This is a genomic window from Streptomyces sp. NPDC042201 (genome assembly GCF_055582185.1).
In genome coordinates, this window is record NZ_JBVJDS010000002.1 from 491,436 (window position 1) to 507,985 (window position 16,550).

Sequence of the window (16,550 nt, forward strand, 5' to 3'; positions counted from 1 at the left end):
CCGTGGCGCGTCCCCTCCGGCTCGTACGTCCCCTGCGAAGGTGGAACACGTGAAGGCAATCCGTCGGTTCACCGTCCGCCCCGTCCTGCCCGAACCACTCCAACCGCTCAGCGACCTCGCCCGTAATCTGCGCTGGTCCTGGCACACCGAGACCCGTGAGCTCTTCGAAGCCGTCGATCCCGCCGGCTGGCGAGCCGCCGACGGCGACCCCGTACGGCTGCTCGGGGCCGTATCCGCCGCCCGCCTCGCCGAGCTGGCCGGGGACCGTCCCTTTCTGGACAGACTGACCGCCGCCGCCGACGATCTCGACACCTATCTGCGCGGCGAGCGCTGGTACCAGGCGCGCGACGGCCAGGGCGCCGAGCTGCCCGCCGCCGTCGGCTACTTCTCGCCCGAGTTCGGGGTCACCGCGGCCCTGCCGCAGTACTCCGGCGGCCTCGGCATCCTCGCCGGCGACCATCTCAAGGCCGCCAGCGACCTCGGCGTACCGCTCATCGGTGTCGGCCTGCTCTACCGGCACGGCTACTTCCGCCAGTCGCTGTCCCGGGACGGCTGGCAGCAGGAGCAGTATCCGGTCCTCGACCCCAACGAACTGCCGCTCACCCTGGTGCGCGAGGAGGACGGCACACCCGCCCAGGTCGTCCTCACCCTGCCGGGCCGGCGGGCGCTGCGCGCCTGTATCTGGCAGGCGCACGTCGGGCGCGTGCCGCTGCTGATGCTCGACTCGGACGTCGAGGAGAACGGTCCGGGCGAGCGCGATGTCACCGACCGGCTCTACGGCGGCGGCAGCGAGCACCGCCTCCTCCAGGAGATGCTGCTCGGCATCGGCGGGGTCCGGGCCGTGCGCACGTACTGCCGGCTCACCGGCCACCCCGCGCCCGAGGTGTTCCACACCAACGAGGGCCACGCCGGATTCCTCGGCCTGGAGCGCATCAGGGAACTCGCCGGCACCGGCCTCGGCTTCGACGCCGCGCTGGAGGTCGTCCGGGCCGGCACGGTCTTCACCACCCACACCCCGGTGCCCGCCGGGATCGACCGGTTCGACCGCGAGCTGATCGCCCGCCACTTCGGGGACGACGGCGAACTGCCCGGCGTGGACGCGGAGCGGATCCTCGGCCTCGGCCTGGAGACCTATCCGGGCGGCCGGCCGAACCTCTTCAACATGGCCGTGATGGGACTGCGGCTCGCCCAGCGGGCCAACGGCGTCTCCGCCCTGCACGGCGCCGTCAGCCGGGAGATGTTCGCCGGGCTCTGGCCCGGCTTCGACCCCGAGGAGGTGCCGATCACCTCCGTCACCAACGGGGTGCACGCGCCGACCTGGGTCGCGCCCGAGGTCGCCCGGCTGGGCGCGGCGGGGGCGTCCGGGGCAGCGGGGGCCGCGAGCGCGGGCTCCGGGAGCGGCTCGTCGCGCTGGGACGCCGGATCCGAGATCCCCGACGGCGATCTGTGGGACGTGCGCCGCGTCCTGCGCGAGCAGCTGGTGACCGAGGTACGCAAGCGGCTGCACGCGTCCTGGCGGCTGCGCGGCGCCCAGGCCGCCGAGCTGGGCTGGATCGACGGCGTGCTCGACCCGGACGTCCTCACCATCGGCTTCGCCCGCCGGGTGCCCTCGTACAAACGCCTCACCCTGATGCTGAGCGACCGCGACCGGCTGCGGGCGCTGCTGCTCCACCCGGAGCGGCCGGTGCAGATCGTGGTCGCCGGCAAGGCGCATCCGGCGGACGACGGCGGCAAGCGGCTGGTGCAGGAGCTGGTGCGGTTCGCGGACGATCCGCGGGTGCGCCACCGCATCGTCTTCCTGCCCGACTACGGCATGGCGATGGCGCAGAAGCTCTATCCGGGCTGCGACGTCTGGCTGAACAATCCGCTGCGGCCGCTGGAGGCGTGCGGCACCAGCGGAATGAAGGCCGCGCTCAACGGCTGTCTCAACCTGTCGGTCCTGGACGGCTGGTGGGACGAGTGGTTCGAGCCGGACTTCGGCTGGGCCATCCCCACCGCGGACGCCTCGACCTCCGACGAGCACCGCAGGGACGAACTGGAGGCGAACGCCCTCTACGAGCTGATCGAGGACCGGGTCGCGCCCCGCTTCTACGACCGGGGCGCCGGCGGGCTGCCCGACCGCTGGATCGCGATGGTCCGCCGCACGCTGGGCACGCTCGGCCCCAAGCTGCTCGCCGACCGGATGGTCCGCGAGTACGTGGAACGGCTGTACGCCCCCGCCGCCCACGCCCACCGCCTCCTGGACACCGGCACCGCGACGGAGCTGGCGGCCTGGAAGGACCGGACGCGCGCGCTCTGGCCGCGGGTCTCCGTCGACCATGCCGAGGCCGTGGCGGCGACCGCCGTCGGCAGCACCGCCGAGCTGGGCTCCACGCTCTCCCTGCGGGTACGGATCGGCCTGGGCGAACTCGACCCGGACGATGTGGAAGTACAGGCCGTCGCGGGACGGGTGGGCTCCGACGACGCGATCGTGGACGCCCGGTCCTTCCCGCTGAAGCCGGCCGGCGGGCCCGACATAGAGGGCCGCTGGATGTACGAGGGGCCGCTCGCCCTGGACCGTACGGGCCCCTACGGCTACACGGTCCGCGTGCTGCCGGCCCATCCGCTGCTCGCCACCAGCGCGGATCTGGGGCTGGTCGCCCTGCCGACGGAGGCGACGGGGGAGGGCGCGGGCGTGCTGATGCGCTGACGGACGCGCCGGCCGGCGCGTTGACCGAGGATCAGGGCCGGGCACCGCGGGTGCCCGGCCCTTCGCGTGGGCCCACGGAGGAACCTGACGTTCCATAGGTCCAGACCTTGACGTGTTCATGCGATGGTTCTAGGTTCCTCAGTCAATAACGGGTTCACAACTCCACTCAATGTTCACATGAGTGAACGGAGTTGCGGGCCGTCCATCTGACCGGAAGGCACCCCCACATGCGCCCCGGATCCATCCCCAGATTCCTCGGACTCTCCGCAGCCCTGGCCGGCGTGATCGCCGCGGCCTTCATGGCTCCCGCCTCCGCCGCGAAGGCGCCGGAGGCCCGGGTCTCGGCCACGAAGACGGCGGCCGTCGCCGCCGCCCCGGCGAACTTCACCCACCCCGGCGTGAACCTCAGCACCGCCCAGCTCGACTTCGTACGGGGCAAGGTGCAGGCCGGGGCGCAGCCCTGGAAGGCCGCGTACGACCAGATGATGGCGAGCAGGTACGCCTCCCTGACGCGGACGGCCAAGCCGCGCGCGATCGTCGAGTGCGGCTCGTACTCCAACCCCAACTACGGCTGCACGGACGAGCGCGAGGACGCGATTGCCGCCTACACCGACGCGCTGGCCTGGTACATCACCCGCGACGAGCGGTACGCGAAGAAGTCCATCGAGCTGATGGACGCCTGGTCCAACTCCATCCAGGACCACACCAACAGCAACGCCCCGCTCCAGACCGGCTGGGCCGGCTCCTCGTGGCCCAAGGCCGCGGAGATCATCAAGCACGTCTACGGCAACTGGCCCAACTCCGGTCGTTTCAGCACCATGCTGCGCAACGTCTATCTGCCCAAAATCATCAACGGCTCCAACTCCAACGGGAACTGGGAGCTGACCATGATGGAGGCGGCGGTCAGCATCTCCGTCTACCTCGATGACGCGGCCAGCTACGACAAGGCGATCGGCAAGTACCTCGTCCGCGTGCCCGCGTACATCTATCTGTCCTCCGACGGCGCGCTGCCCAAGACCGTGCCCAGCCAGAACCTGGACACCCGCGACAAGATCGTCAACTACTGGCAGGGCCAGGGGACCTTCGTCACCGGTCTCACCCAGGAGACCTGCCGCGACTTCGTCCACACCGGCTACGGCATCTCGTCCGTCTCGCATGTCTTCGAGACCGCCCGTCTCCAGGGACAGGACCTCTTCCCGCAGGTCGGCGAGCGGCTGCGGCAGGCGCTCGGCTTCCAGTCCAAGTACGAGGTGCAGGCCGAGCCCGTGCCGTCGTCGCTGTGCGGCGGCAGCGTGACCCGCGGTCTCGGGCCCATCACCGAGGTCGGCTACAACGCCCTCAACACCCGGCTGGGCTACGCGATGACCAACACCCAGCGCCTCACCGAGCAGCAGCGGCCCTCCGGGACCAACAACCTGTTCGTGGCCTGGGAGACCCTGACGAACGCGAGCAACCCGAACTAGCAGGACAGTGGCCGACGACAGAGCCGCCCGGGGTGTGTGGCACCCCGGGCGGCTCGTTTGCGTCAAGCGGTTGTGCGGTCGGGACTCAGGCCCCGCTCGGACAGGCTCAGGCTCAGAAGGTGAGCTTGAAGCTGTTGATGCGGCCGACGTCCTGCGCCGCGACATCCTGGACCCGCAGCTTCCAGGCACCGTTGGCGACCTCGGAGGAGGCGTTCACGGTGTAGGTCTCCACGACGTTGTCCGCCGAGTCGCCGCTGCTGGAGTTCTTCACGCGGTACGCGGTGCCGTCCGGCGCGACCAGGTCGATGACCAGGTCACCGCGCCAGGTGTGCGTGATGTCCACGCCGACCTGGAGGGCGGCGGGGGCGTTGCCGGTGATTCCGGTGACGTTGACGGTCGAGGTGACCGCCGCGCCGGCGTCCGGGATGGTGACGGCCGTGGTGCTCTCGAAGACCGTGCCGCCTCCGCCACCGCCGCCGCCGGGACGGGTGCCGACCGCGATACCGGCCCAGGCGTCCGCGACGGACTTGTACTCGGCGCTGGCGGTGCCGTACAGCTCACCGGCGACCGCGAGGGTGCCCGTGCGGGCCGCCGCGTAGTTCGTCGTGGAGGTGAACTTCGTGGCGAGCGCCTTGAACCAGATCTGCTCGGCCTTCGCCCGGCCGATGCCGGTCACCGGCAGACCGTCGGAGGTCGCGGAGTTGTACGAGACACCGTTGACGACCTTGGCGCCGCTGCCCTCGGAGAGCAGGTAGAACCAGTGGTTGGCCGGGCCCGAGGAGTAGTGGACGTCGACGCTGCCGATGCCGGAGTACCAGTAGTCCTTGGAGGCGCCGTCCTTGCTCGGCTTGTCCATGTACCGCAGCGGCGTGCCGTTGCCGTTGATGTCGATCTTCTCGCCGACCAGGTAGTCACCCGGGTCCTGCGGGCTGTTCGCGTAGAACTCGACCGCCGCGGCGAAGATGTCGGAGGTGGCCTCGTTCAGACCGCCGGACTCACCGCTGTAGACCAGGCCGGCCGTGTTGGCGGTGACGCCGTGGGACATCTCGTGGGCGGCCACGTCGATGGACGTCAGCGGCTTGGCGTTGCCCGTGCCGTCGCCGTACGTCATGCAGAAGCAGCTGTCCTGCCAGAAGGCGTTGACGTAGCCGCTGCTGTAGTGGACGCGGGAGTACGCGCCGACACCGTCACCGCGGATACCGGTGCGGCCGTGCACGTTCTTGAAGTAGTCCCACGTCTCGCCGGCGCCGTACGCGGCGTCCGCGCCCGCGGTCTCCAGGTTGGCCGGGGCGCCGTTGCCCCAGACGTCGGTGGAGTTCGAGAAGAGGGTGCCGGTGCCCGAGGTGCCGCGGTTCAGGTTGTACGTCTTGTGGCTGCCGCGGGTGCCGTCGGTCAGGTTGTACGTCGACCCCGACTGGGTGGAGCCGATGCTGACCTGGCCGCTGTACTGCGTGTTGCCCACGCCCGTCTCGACGCCCTGCCACTCGTAGATCTTCTTGCCGGTGGCGGCGTCGGTGACGACGTGCAGCTCGTTCGGGGTGCCGTCGTGCTGGAGGCCGCCGACGACGGTCTCGAAGGCGAGGGTGGGCTTGCCCTGCGCCATCCACACGACCTTGCGCGGGGCGCGGTCGGCCTCGGCCTTCTTCGAACCGTCCGCCGCGGCGGCGCTCAGCGCCTGCTTCTCGGCGGCGGCCGGGGCGATGTCCGCAGTGGTGGCGACGTCCTTGAGGGCGGACCGCGACGCCTTGCTGACGGACTGGGTCGCGCCCGCCTTCGTCGCCGCTACCACGAGGTCACCGCCGAGGACCGGAAGGCCCTTGTAGGTGCGCTCGTAGCGGGTGTGCGTCGTGCCGTCGACGTCCTGGAGGACGTCACGGACAACGAGCTTCTCCTGCGTGCCGAGACCGAGGTCCTTGGCGGTGGCCGCCTTGGTGGCGTCGGCCTCGCGTATCAGCGCGGCGCGCTGAGCGGGAGAGAGATCGCGCGGCAGCGCACCGGGGTCGGCCTTGCCGGCCACCGGTGCGGCGGGAGCGGTGTCGGGCTGCGCGGTGGCGGTGCCGGCCTGCACACCGACGGTGAGCAGCGCTGCTGCGGCGATCAGAGCGCCGGTCGCGGTGGCGCGACGGCTGGGCGTGGATCTCACGCGAACTCCTTCTGCGAGGGGGGTACCGGGCCGCTCGGTGGGCCGCCCGGAAGTGCACGCGGAGCAAGGTGGTGCGAAGAACGGGGGAAGAGTGGCAGTCGTGACGCCTCGCTGTCAGGACCGCGTCAACAAGTTGGCCGGAAATCGTCCGCTGCCCGAAAGCGCTTGTTCGTTAAGCGGACGTTTCGTCGATCATCATCGCAACGCCGCCAAGGGTTCGCCCCACTGCTTCAAAGAGTCTGTGGAGAACCAGTTCGAAGTTGGCGTATGTGAACGGGGTGTTGAACGGAGCATGCGTGAAGGCTGACGCGATCGGTTCGTAACGTGGCTGGATTTATACCATCCACTCGTCGCCGAAGACCGGGCCGGACGGCCGGAGTCAGGCGGTGGGCCGGTAGGAGTCGATCAACCGGGCCAGATGGCTGCCCGCGATGCGCAGGGGTTCGTCGCTCCGTGAGACCTGGGCGGCCAGTTCGGCGCCCTCCAGGGCGCTGATCACCGTGTGACCCAGATCGAGGGCGTCCTGCTCGGCGATGCCGGCGCGGCGGAGGGTGTCGGACACGAGGCCCCGCCAGTGCTCGAAGGCCTGCGCGGCGGCCTGTTGGATGTCCGGGGCGCGGCCCGCCGTGCCCAGGGCGGTGGCGGTGACCGGGCAGCCGTCGAGCCAGTCGGAGGCGCGCAGGCCCTCCGCGAGGCTCCGGGTGCAGGCGACGACCGCCTTCGCCGGGTCCTCTTCGCTGTCCAGTACCTCGCGCAGGATGCCGGCGAACTCCTGGTCGCCGTGGTGGACCGCCGCGACGGCCAACTCCTGCTTCCCGCCGGGGAAGAAGTGGTAGACGGAGCCGAGCGTGGCGCCGGCCTCCTGGGCGATCTGCTTGATCCCCGACCCGTCGTACCCCTGTCGCTGCATCAGGCGCGAGGCCGCACGGACGACTCGCTCGCGCGTGCCGAGGGCGGCGTCGGGGCCCGGGGTCCTGTCGTCTCGCGGCTTCGTCTTCACCGGCCCAGGTTATCGGATAGAGCGTTCGTTCCAGTGGCATGCTAGGTTCCCTCCTGGATAGAGCGTTCGTTCTAGAGGGGGTATCCCATGAACAAGCAGACCGGCACCGGCACCGGCAACGTCACTGTCATCGGCCTGGGTCCGATGGGCCAGGCGATGGTGCGGGCGTTCCTGGACGACGGCCGCCAGGTGACCGTGTGGAACAGGACCGCGAGCAGGGCGGACGAGCTGGTGGCCCGGGGCGCGATCCGCGCGGCCACCGTCGAGGAGGCGCTGACCGCCAACGAGCTGGTGATCCTCAGCCTGACGGACTACGACGCGATGTACGCGATCCTCGGACCCGCCGCCGGGTCGCTCTCCGGGCGGGTCCTCGTCAACCTCAGCTCGGACACACCCGCGAAGGCCCGCGAGGCCGCCGGCTGGGCGGCCGGCCACGGCGCCCGCTATCTCGCCGGCGGTGTGCAGGTGCCGCCCTCGGGCATCGGCACACCGGAGTCGTCCACCTTCTACAGCGGCCCCAAGGACGTCTTCGAGGCGCACGCCGGCAGCCTGGCGGTGCTGACCGGCACCGACTACCGCGGCGAGGACCCGGGGCTGGCCCCGCTGTACTACCAGATGCAGATGGACATCTTCTGGACCGCGATGACCAGTTATCTGCACGCCCTCGCGGTGGCCGACGCGAACGGCATCTCTGCCGCGGAGTTCCTGCCGTACGCCACGTCCACGGTCTCCTCGCTGCCGGGCTTCCTCGCGTTCTACGCGCCCCGGATCGACGGCGGCGAGCACCCCGGCGACGTGGACAAGCTCGCCATGGGCGTGGCGAGCGTCGACCACATCGTCCACACGACCAAGGACGCCGGGGTCGACACCGCGCTGCCGGAGGCGGTGCTCGGTCTCTTCCGGCGGGGCGTGGCGGCCGGCCACGCGGATGACAGCTTCACCAGCTTGATCGAGGTCTTCGGGCGGACCGCCCCGTAGGCTCGGTCCATCCCGTGGGGCAAGCCGTGAAGTGCGTCACAGTGCCGTGAGTGGGCGGTGTCTGTCGTTCAGGGCTTGGTGCCGGCAACGGCCCACGCCTGTCGTTCGATCCGTGGGTGCCCCGTCGATGGGCCGGGTGGAGCGTCGCCCCGGGCGGTCCCGGGGCGACTTAGGCCACCCTTCCCTGTGGGCGTGGCCGCCTGGTAGAGATGGTGGGGTTCCGCCAGCACATCGGGAGTCTCGCCATGAACCAGGACAACGCCACCGGCCTCATCCCCTTCACGATCGATCTGACCTTCGAGGAAGTCCGGCGGCGGGCCGAGGTCGTGGCCGCGCTGGGGCCCGACTGGGATCCGGTGGCCGCCCTCCGAGGCGAGGACGAAGCGTATGCCCTCCTCTACTCGGGCCTGGACGCCGAGCAGCAGCGCACCTACGACCTGCTGGTGGCGACCGGTGTCCTGCCGGGGGAGGAGCAGGGCCGTGCGGCTGCCCATTGATCCACAGGCGGACCTCGCCCGTCGCGCCTGGGTGGCCTGCCCCGTCTGCGACGACGCCCGCCACTGCGCGACCTGCGCCGAACGCCGCAACTGCGGCGAGCACTGGCGCTATCTGATCTCCAGCAACGGGCCGGTCGTCCACCTCCAGTGCCCGCGATGCACGCACCTGTGGTCCCTGAACACCCGGCCCGGCGTCACCCGCCCCGGCGACACCACCCCCTGCTCCTGACGAATCGCGCCGCCGGCGACTGACCCCGCCCCGCGTCGGGTCAGGCCAGACTGTCGCGCCAGGCGCGGTGGAGGTCCGCGAAGTGGCCCGTGGCGGCGATCAGTTCCGCCGGCGGGCCGTCCTCGACGACACGGCCGTGCTCCATCACCAGCACCCGGTCCGCGATCTCGACCGTCGACAGACGGTGGGCGATCACCACCGCGGTGCGGCCGTGCAGGACCGTGTCCATCGCACGCTGCACCGCGCGTTCACCCGGGATGTCGAGGGAACTGGTCGCCTCGTCGAGGATGAGGACCGCCGGGTCGGCGAGCAGCGCGCGGGCGAAGGCGACCAGTTGGCGCTGTCCCGCGGAGATACGGCCGCCCCGCTTGCGTACGTCCGTGTCGTAGCCGTCCGGCAGACCGCTGATGAAGTCATGGGCGCCGATCGCCTTCGCCGCGCGCTCGATGTCCTCGCGGGAGGCGTCCGGGCGGCCGATGGCGATGTTCTCGGCGACCGTGCCGGAGAAGAGGAACGCCTCCTGGGTCACCATCACCACCCCCCGCCGCAGCTCGGGTGTGTCCAGCTCGCGCAGATCGACACCGTCGAGGAGGACCCGCCCCTGGGTGGGGTCGTAGAACCGGGCCAGCAGCTTGGCCAGCGTGGACTTGCCCGCGCCCGTCGAGCCGACGACCGCGACCGTCTGGCCGGCCGGGACCGTCAGGTCGAACGCGGGCAGGACCTCGCCGCCCGTACGGTACGCGAAGCTCACCCCGTCGAAGACGACCTCGCGGCCGGGGAGTTCACCGGTGAGCGCGGGCAGCGGCCGGGGATCCGCCGCCTCGGGCACCGAGGGCGTCTGGGCCAGCAGACCCGCGATCTTCTCCATGGAAGCGGCGGCGGACTGATACGAGTTGAGGAACATCCCGAGCCGGTCGATCGGGTCGTACAGCCGCCGCAGATACAGCACGGCCGCGGCCAGCACCCCGAGCGCCAGGGTGCCGCCCGCCACCCGGTAGGCGCCCCAGAGCACGATCCCGGCGACGGCGACGTTGGCGATGAGGCGGGAGCCGATCACATAGCGGGCCATCTCCAGGAGGGCGTCGCCGTTGCTGCGTTCATGGCGGTGGTTGAGCACATGGAAGTCCGCGTCGTTGGCGCGCTCGCGCCGGAACGCCTGCACCGGCCTGATGCCGTTCATCGTCTCCGCGAACTTGACGATGACGGCGGCGATGGCGGTGGAGCGCCGGCCGAAGACCTGGCCCGCCCGCCGCTGGTAGACCCGGACCAGCAGATACAGCGGCACGAAGGAGATCACGGCCACCGCGCCGAGACCGACATCCAGATAGAGCAGCATCGCCGAGATGTAGACGAAGGCCAGCACCACCGCGATGAGTTCCTGGAGTCCTTCGCCGAGCAGCTCGCGCAGCGACTCCACATCGGTGGTCGACCGGGAGATCAGCCGCCCGGAGGTGTACCGCTCGTGGAAGTCCACGCTCAGCGCCTGGGCATGACGGAAGATCCGGCCGCGCAGATCCAGCAGGACGTCCTGGTTGACCCGGGCGGCGGCCCGGATGAAGGCGTACTGAAAGACTCCCGAGCCCAGCGCGCAGACCAGATAGCCCGCGCCGACGGCGATCAGCGGACCGTGGTCGCCGTCCCGGAAGGCGGGCACCCCGCGGTCGATGGCGTACGCGACGATCAGCGGGCCGGCCTGGGCGGCGGCCTGCTGGAGCAGCAGGAGCAGCGCGGCCACGACGACCCTGCCGCGCCGGGCGCGCAGCAGCGACCGCAGCAGGGCGCCGGTGGCCCCCGGAGGCGCGGGCAGCGCGTCCTTGCCGAAGGGGTCGTCGGGCGGGGTGGGGGCGCCGGGAAGCGCCGCCTCGTCCCCGCTCCCGGTCGTGTCCCCGGCCCCGTCCGGAGCCGGGCCGGCGCCCTGGGTGGCGGTCGACGTGGTCATCGGATGCTCTCCTCAACGGCCTCGGCGTCGGCGTCCGATGCCGTCCCGGTCTCCGTGCCGGACATCAGCCAGGCATACTCCGCGCTGCTCCGCAGCAGTTCCTGATGGGTGCCGACCGCCGCGATCCGCCCCCGCGAGATCAGCGCCACCCGGTCGGCGAGCAGCACCGTCGACGGGCGGTGCGCCACGACCAGCGCGGTGGTCCCCTGGAGCACCCGGCGCAGCGCCGCCTCCACCAGCGCTTCCGTATGCACATCCAGCGCGGACAGCGGATCGTCCAGCACCAGGAAGCGCGGCCGCCCGATCACCGCCCTGGCGAGCGCGAGCCGCTGGCGCTGGCCGCCGGAGAGGCTGAGCCCCTGCTCGCCGACCTCGGTCCGCACCCCCTGCGGCAGATTCTGTACGAAGCCCGCCTGGGCCACGTCCAGCGCCCGCAGCAGCGCCTCCTCGTCGGCGTCCTCCGCGCCCATCCGCACGTTCTCCCCGACGCTCGCGGAGAACAGCGTCGGCTCCTCGAAGGCCACCGACACCAGCTCCCGCAGCCGCCGGCGCGGTATCAGGGCGATGTCCTCCCCGTCGAGCGTGATCCGCCCGCCGGTCACTTCGTGCAGCCGAGGTACGAGCGCGGTGAGCGTGGTCTTGCCCGAACCGGTGGCCCCGACGAGGGCCATGGTCTCCCCGGGTCTGATGTGCAGATCGACCCGCGCCAGCACGGGTACGGAGTCCTCGCCGGCGTCCGGGTAGCGGAACGAGACCCCCTCGAAGCGCAGTCCGCCGCCGGAGGCGTCCGCCGGCTTCACACGCGCGGCGTCCGCCGCCTCCGCCTCTTCCCGTACGTCCATCACTTCGAAGAACCGCTCGGTCGCCGTCGCCGACTCCTGGCTCATCGCCAGCAGGAACCCGATCGACTCCACCGGCCACCGCAGCGCCAGCGCCGTCGAGAGGAAGGCGACCAGGGTGCCCGCCGAGAGTTCGCCGTCCGCCACCTGGATCGTGCCCAGCACCAGCGCCGCGCCGATGGCCACCTCAGGAATGGCCATGATCAGCGCCCAGATGCCCGCCAGCAGCCGGGCCTTGCCCAGCTCGGTGGCGCGCAGCCGCTGCGCGAGCGCGCGGAAGGCGAGGGACTGGCTGCGGTGGCGGCCGAACCCCTTGATGATCCGGATGCCGAGCACGCCCTCCTCGACGACCGTCGTCAGATCGCCGACCTGGTCCTGCGCCCGGCGTGCGACGAGGGAGTACCGCGACTCGAAGAGCGAACACAGGATGACCAGCGGCGCGGCCGGGGCCAGCAGCACCAGCCCCAGCGACCAGTCCTGCATCAGCAGGATGATGAAGCCGGCCAGGATCGTCGTCGCGTTGACCAGCAGAAAGGTCAGCGGGAAGGCCAGGAACATCCGCAGCAGCATCAGATCCGTCGTCCCGCGCGAGAGCAACTGGCCCGACGGCCAGCGGTCGTGGAAGGCGACGGGAAGGCGCTGGAGATGCCGGTAGAGATCGGCCCGCATCGCGGCCTCCACCCCGGCCAGCGGTCTGGCCACCAGCCACCGCCGGAAACCGAACAGCACCGCCTCGACGATCCCGAGCACCAGCAGGACGAACGCCCCCAGCCAGACGCCGCCCGGATCCCGGTCCGCGACCGGCCCGTCCACCATCCACTTCAGTACGAGGGGGAACACCAAGCCGAGGCAGGATGCGACGATCGCGACAAATGCCGCACTGAAGAGACGTGTTCGCACCGGGCGTACGTACGGCCACAGCCGCAGGAGTGAACGTGCGGCGGACCGGTGCTCGGTGGCTTCGTGTGTTTCGGACATCAGGAGCGAGCCTACGGTTTGCCACTGACATCGCCCATGTGATTTTCCGCCGGTCGCCGTCATGGTCACCGGGTCGTACCACCGCATCAACCGATCGGCTGATGCGCGGTCGAGCGCGACGGCGGATGTTCCTCGCCCCCGCCGGGTGCGACCCTCGGCGCATGGCGATTATCGAAGTGACCGGCCTGCGCAAGGCATACGGCGCCACGGCCGCCGTGGACGGGGTGTCCTTCGCCGTCGAGGAGGGCGAGATCTTCGGAATCCTCGGCCCCAACGGCGCGGGGAAGACGACGACCGTCGAATGCGTCGAGGGGCTGCGGATCCCCGACGCCGGTACGGTCCGGGTGGCGGGGCTCGATCCGGTCGCCGACCACGAGCGGGTGACGCGGATTCTCGGCGCCCAGCTCCAGGAGAGCGAGCTGCAGCCCAAACTGACCGTGCGGGAGGCGCTGGAGCTGTACGCCGCGTTCTACCCGAAGCCCGCCGACTGGCGGCCGCTCGCCGAGCGTCTCGGGCTCACCCCGAAGCTCACGACGCGGTTCGCGAAGCTGTCCGGCGGCCAGAAGCAGCGGCTGTTCATCGCGCTCGCCCTGATCGGCAACCCGCGTGTCGTCGTACTCGACGAGCTGACCACCGCACTCGACCCGCGTGCCCGCCGGGACACCTGGAGCCTGATCGAGGAGATACGGGACTCCGGCGTGACGGTGCTGCTCGTCACCCACTTCATGGAGGAGGCGCAGCGGCTCTGCGACCGTATCGCCGTGATCGACAAGGGCAAGGTCGCCGCGATCGACTCCCCGGCCGGGCTGATCGGCAGGTCGACCGCCTCCACCGTCATCTCCTTCACGCCCTCGCGGCCGCTCGACGACCAGGAACTCGCCGGGCTGCCGCAGGCCGCGTCGGTGGAGACCAAGGGCGACCGCGTCGTGATCAACGGCACGGACGAGACCGTCAACGCCGTGATCTCCCTGCTCGTCCGCCACCGCGTCACCGCCCATCAGCTCCGGGTCACCGAAGCCACGCTGGACGACGCGTTCCTCGACCTGACCGAGACCCCGACCGCGAGTGCCCCCGCGGCCGAAACCGGGACCGACACCCACCAGCCGGAAGAGAGGGTCTGAGATGGCCTCCGCGTCCACCGCCGTCCTCAGGACCGAGGCACGGCTCTTCCTGCGCGAGCCCGGAAGCCTCTTCTGGGTCATCCTGTTCCCGACGCTCCTGATGACGATCCTCGGGCTGATCCCGACCTTCCGGGAAGCCGACGCCGCCCTCGGCGGCCGCCGGGTCATTGATCTCTATGTCCCCATCGCCGTCCTGCTCGCCCTGATCACGGCCGGGATCCAGGCGATGCCCCCGGTCCTCACCGGCTACCGGGAGCGCGGCATCCTGCGCCGGATGTCGACCACGCCGGTACGGCCCGCCTCCCTGATCACCGCCCAGCTCACCCTGCACGGCGTGTCCGCCCTCTGCTCGGCCGTGCTCGTGATCGCCGTGGGCCGGCTCGCCTTCGACGTACGGCTGCCGGCGCAGCCCGCCGGATACGCCCTGGCCCTGGTCCTGACGACGGCGAGCGCCCTCGCGCTGGGCGCCACGGTCTCCGCCGTCTCCCGGACCCAGAAGATCGCCGGCGCCGTCGGCTCGGTCGTCTTCTTCCCCGCGATGTTCACCGCGGGCGTCTGGCTGCCGGTGCAGACGATGCCCGAGAACCTTCAGCGCATCGCGCAACTCACCCCCTTCGGCGCCGCCTCCGAGGCGCTCGACCAGGCGATGCGCGGCGGCTGGCCGGGCTGGGACCACCTCGGGGTGACGGCGCTGTGGGCGGTCCTGCTGACCGGGGCCGCGGCCCGCTGGTTCCGGTGGGAGTGAGCCGGGTCTCCGCGCGGACCACGGCCGTGCCGGGCAGGGCCGTGCCGGGCAGGGCCGTCTCCGTCGAAGAGCGCTGGGAGCAGTTCTACCGCTGGGGCCCGTACGCCCTGCTGGCCCTCGCCACCCTGATCGCGGCAGCGACCGCCGGCAGCCTGGAGATGAGCCGCACCGCGATCTACGCGGCCGGGGCGCTCGTCCTGGCCGCGGCCGCCCTCCAGCTGTGGTGGGGCCGGGCCGGGCGCGGGCAGCCCGGGCATGCCGTACCCGGCCGGATCTACTACAGCGTGCGGACCGCGCTCGCGTTCGCGCTCACCTGGCTCAACCCCTTGTTCGCCGTCTACGCGGTCCTCGGTTACTTCGACTCCGAGCGGCTGCTGCCGAAACGCGCCGTCAGACCAGGACTGATCGTCACCGCGGTGACCATGGCGGGATCGCAGGCCGGTGGCCTGCCGCCCAAAGGGGTCGTCGGCTGGACCCTCTTCGGAGGTCTCTTCGCCCTCAACGGCTTCCTGACCCTCATCTTCGCCCACCTCGCGATCAGGGAGGCCGAGGCCGCCAGAGAGAAGGCGGCCACCATGGCCGAGCTGGAGCGCGCCAACGCCCGGCTGGAACAGGCCCTCGCGGAGAACGCCGGGCTCCACGCCCAGCTCCTCGTCCAGGCGAGGGAGGCGGGTGTCGCCGACGAGCGCCGCCGGCTCGCCGCCGAGATCCACGACACCATCGCGCAGGGCCTGACCGGCATCATCGCCCAGCTCCAGGTGGTGTCGGGCGCCCCCGACGGCGCGCTCGCCCGCGAACATCTGGAGCGCGCCGCCGCTCTGGCCAGGCACAGCCTCGGCCAGGCACGCAGGTCGGTGCAGAACCTCAGCCCGGCCGAGCTGGAGAACGACGCGCTCCCCGTGGCGCTCAGGAAGACGGTCGCCGCCTGGGCCGACCACGCGGGCCTGCGGGCACGGTTCACCGTCACCGGCACGGAGGAGCCCCTGCACGACGAGGTCGCGGCGACCCTGCTCCGTATCGCCCAGGAGGCCCTGGCCAACACCGCCCGGCACGCGCGGGCCACCCGGGCCGGCGTCACCCTCTCCTACATGGGTGACGAGATCAGCCTGGACGTCCGGGACGACGGCCGCGGCTTCGACCCGGTCGCCCTGCCCCCGCGCTCCGGCACCGGCGGCTTCGGCCTGGCAGGCATGCGCGCCCGCGCCGAGCGCATCGCGGGCACCGTCACCGTCGAGTCAGGGGAGGGCCGGGGCACGGCCGTCTCGGCTCGCGTACCGTTGGTCCGCCATGGCTGACCGGACCATCACCCTGATCGTCGTCGACGACCATCCCGTCGTACGGGACGGTCTGCGCGGCATGTTCGACTCCTCGCCCGGCTTCGAGGTGCTCGGCGAGGCCGCCGACGGAGTCGAGGGCGTCGAACTCGCCACCCGGCTCGACCCCGATGTCGTCCTGATGGACCTGCGGATGCCGGGCGGCGGCGGGGTCGACGCGATTGCCGAACTGACCCGCCGCGGCGCCCGGTCCAAGGTCCTCGTCCTCACCACGTACGACACCGACTCCGACACGCTGCCCGCGATCGAGGCGGGCGCCACCGGCTACCTCCTCAAGGACGCGCCGCGCGAGGAGCTGTTCACGGCGGTACGGGCGGCCGCCGAGGGCCGTACGGTGCTCTCGCCGGCGGTCGCCTCCCGGCTGGTCTCCCGGGTGCGGACGCCGGCCGCCGCGGGCCGGGAGCCGCTGTCCGCGCGCGAGCGCGAGGTCCTCGCGCTGGTCGCCAAGGGCACCTCGAACCGGGAGATCGCCGTCGAACTGTTCATCAGCGAGGCGACGGTGAAGACCCATCTCACTCACCTCTACGCCAAGCTCGGCGTCAAGGACCGCGCGGCGGCGGTCGCGGTGGCGTACGAGCGGGGCATCCTCGGCTGA

The 16,550-nt window shown here is 71.4% G+C and carries 13 protein-coding genes; 9 read left to right on the forward strand and 4 right to left on the reverse strand.

Going from position 1 to position 16,550, the window contains the following annotated elements:
• The first annotated feature begins 49 nt into the window (after window positions 1-49).
• Window positions 50-2,689, forward strand: a complete 2,640-nt coding sequence (gene glgP, locus ACZ6MZ_RS06100) for an alpha-glucan family phosphorylase (protein WP_469350090.1) — start codon at window positions 50-52, stop codon at window positions 2,687-2,689.
• 227 nt (window positions 2,690-2,916) lie between these two features.
• On the forward strand, window positions 2,917-4,152 hold the full coding sequence (locus ACZ6MZ_RS06105) for an alginate lyase family protein (RefSeq protein ID WP_469350091.1): 1,236 nt from the start codon (window positions 2,917-2,919) through the stop codon (window positions 4,150-4,152).
• 112 nt (window positions 4,153-4,264) lie between these two features.
• Here the strand turns inward: ACZ6MZ_RS06105 and ACZ6MZ_RS06110 are convergent, their stop codons facing one another.
• Together ACZ6MZ_RS06110 and ACZ6MZ_RS06115 are read right to left on the reverse strand one after the other, a co-directional pair.
• Entirely contained in the window at window positions 4,265-6,295 is a 2,031-nt protein-coding gene (locus ACZ6MZ_RS06110) for a M4 family metallopeptidase (RefSeq protein ID WP_469350092.1), read from the reverse strand.
• Window positions 6,296-6,674: 379 nt separating this feature from the next.
• Window positions 6,675-7,295, reverse strand: a complete 621-nt coding sequence (locus ACZ6MZ_RS06115) for a TetR/AcrR family transcriptional regulator (RefSeq protein WP_389783747.1) — start codon at window positions 7,293-7,295, stop codon at window positions 6,675-6,677.
• Between the two features lie 87 nt (window positions 7,296-7,382).
• Here ACZ6MZ_RS06115 and ACZ6MZ_RS06120 point away from each other — a divergent pair, with 87 nt between their 5' ends.
• The 3 genes from ACZ6MZ_RS06120 (at window position 7,383) to ACZ6MZ_RS06130 (ending at window position 8,999) form a co-directional block, all read left to right on the forward strand.
• Entirely contained in the window at window positions 7,383-8,273 is an 891-nt protein-coding gene (locus ACZ6MZ_RS06120) for an NAD(P)-dependent oxidoreductase (protein ID WP_469350094.1), read from the forward strand.
• 245 nt (window positions 8,274-8,518) lie between these two features.
• A complete protein-coding gene (locus ACZ6MZ_RS06125; protein ID WP_469350095.1) occupies window positions 8,519-8,770 on the forward strand; it encodes a DUF6400 family protein in 252 nt (83 codons plus the stop codon).
• Entirely contained in the window at window positions 8,754-8,999 is a 246-nt protein-coding gene (locus tag ACZ6MZ_RS06130; RefSeq protein ID WP_389783744.1) for a hypothetical protein, read from the forward strand. Before ACZ6MZ_RS06125 ends, ACZ6MZ_RS06130 begins: the two co-directional genes overlap by 17 nt.
• Before the next feature lie 40 nt (window positions 9,000-9,039).
• On the opposite strand, the gene ACZ6MZ_RS06135 is transcribed toward ACZ6MZ_RS06130, so the two are convergent.
• Both ACZ6MZ_RS06135 and ACZ6MZ_RS06140 read right to left on the reverse strand, forming a co-directional pair.
• A complete protein-coding gene (locus ACZ6MZ_RS06135; protein WP_469350098.1) occupies window positions 9,040-10,938 on the reverse strand; it encodes an ABC transporter ATP-binding protein in 1,899 nt (632 codons plus the stop codon).
• Window positions 10,935-12,755, reverse strand: coding sequence for an ABC transporter ATP-binding protein (locus ACZ6MZ_RS06140; protein ID WP_469350100.1), 1,821 nt, complete (start codon window positions 12,753-12,755; stop codon window positions 10,935-10,937). The genes ACZ6MZ_RS06135 and ACZ6MZ_RS06140 overlap by 4 nt, the downstream gene beginning before the upstream one ends.
• A 161-nt stretch (window positions 12,756-12,916) precedes the next feature.
• Here ACZ6MZ_RS06140 and ACZ6MZ_RS06145 point away from each other — a divergent pair, with 161 nt between their 5' ends.
• The 4 genes from ACZ6MZ_RS06145 to ACZ6MZ_RS06160 are packed head-to-tail and all read left to right on the forward strand — an operon-like array spanning window position 12,917 to window position 16,550.
• Complete coding sequence (locus ACZ6MZ_RS06145; RefSeq protein WP_469350102.1) at window positions 12,917-13,876, forward strand: ABC transporter ATP-binding protein; 960 nt, start codon at window positions 12,917-12,919, stop codon at window positions 13,874-13,876.
• Window position 13,877: 1 nt separating this feature from the next.
• On the forward strand, window positions 13,878-14,621 hold the full coding sequence (locus ACZ6MZ_RS06150; RefSeq protein ID WP_469350105.1) for an ABC transporter permease: 744 nt from the start codon (window positions 13,878-13,880) through the stop codon (window positions 14,619-14,621).
• On the forward strand, window positions 14,618-15,916 hold the full coding sequence (locus tag ACZ6MZ_RS06155; protein ID WP_469350106.1) for a sensor histidine kinase: 1,299 nt from the start codon (window positions 14,618-14,620) through the stop codon (window positions 15,914-15,916). The genes ACZ6MZ_RS06150 and ACZ6MZ_RS06155 overlap by 4 nt, the downstream gene beginning before the upstream one ends.
• A complete protein-coding gene (locus ACZ6MZ_RS06160) occupies window positions 15,909-16,550 on the forward strand; it encodes a response regulator (RefSeq protein WP_386878231.1) in 642 nt (213 codons plus the stop codon). The genes ACZ6MZ_RS06155 and ACZ6MZ_RS06160 overlap by 8 nt, the downstream gene beginning before the upstream one ends.

Coding starts and splice junctions, on each gene's coding strand:
- ACZ6MZ_RS06150 (WP_469350105.1), top strand. CDS start 13,878: ATGGCCTCCGCGTCCACCGCCGTCCTCAGGACCGAGGCACGGCTCTTC.
- ACZ6MZ_RS06120 (WP_469350094.1), top strand. CDS start 7,383: ATGAACAAGCAGACCGGCACCGGCACCGGCAACGTCACTGTCATCGGC.
- ACZ6MZ_RS06125 (WP_469350095.1), top strand. CDS start 8,519: ATGAACCAGGACAACGCCACCGGCCTCATCCCCTTCACGATCGATCTG.
- ACZ6MZ_RS06140 (WP_469350100.1), bottom strand. CDS start 12,755: ATGTCCGAAACACACGAAGCCACCGAGCACCGGTCCGCCGCACGTTCA.
- ACZ6MZ_RS06145 (WP_469350102.1), top strand. CDS start 12,917: ATGGCGATTATCGAAGTGACCGGCCTGCGCAAGGCATACGGCGCCACG.
- ACZ6MZ_RS06135 (WP_469350098.1), bottom strand. CDS start 10,938: ATGACCACGTCGACCGCCACCCAGGGCGCCGGCCCGGCTCCGGACGGG.
- ACZ6MZ_RS06105 (WP_469350091.1), top strand. CDS start 2,917: ATGCGCCCCGGATCCATCCCCAGATTCCTCGGACTCTCCGCAGCCCTG.
- ACZ6MZ_RS06160 (WP_386878231.1), top strand. CDS start 15,909: ATGGCTGACCGGACCATCACCCTGATCGTCGTCGACGACCATCCCGTC.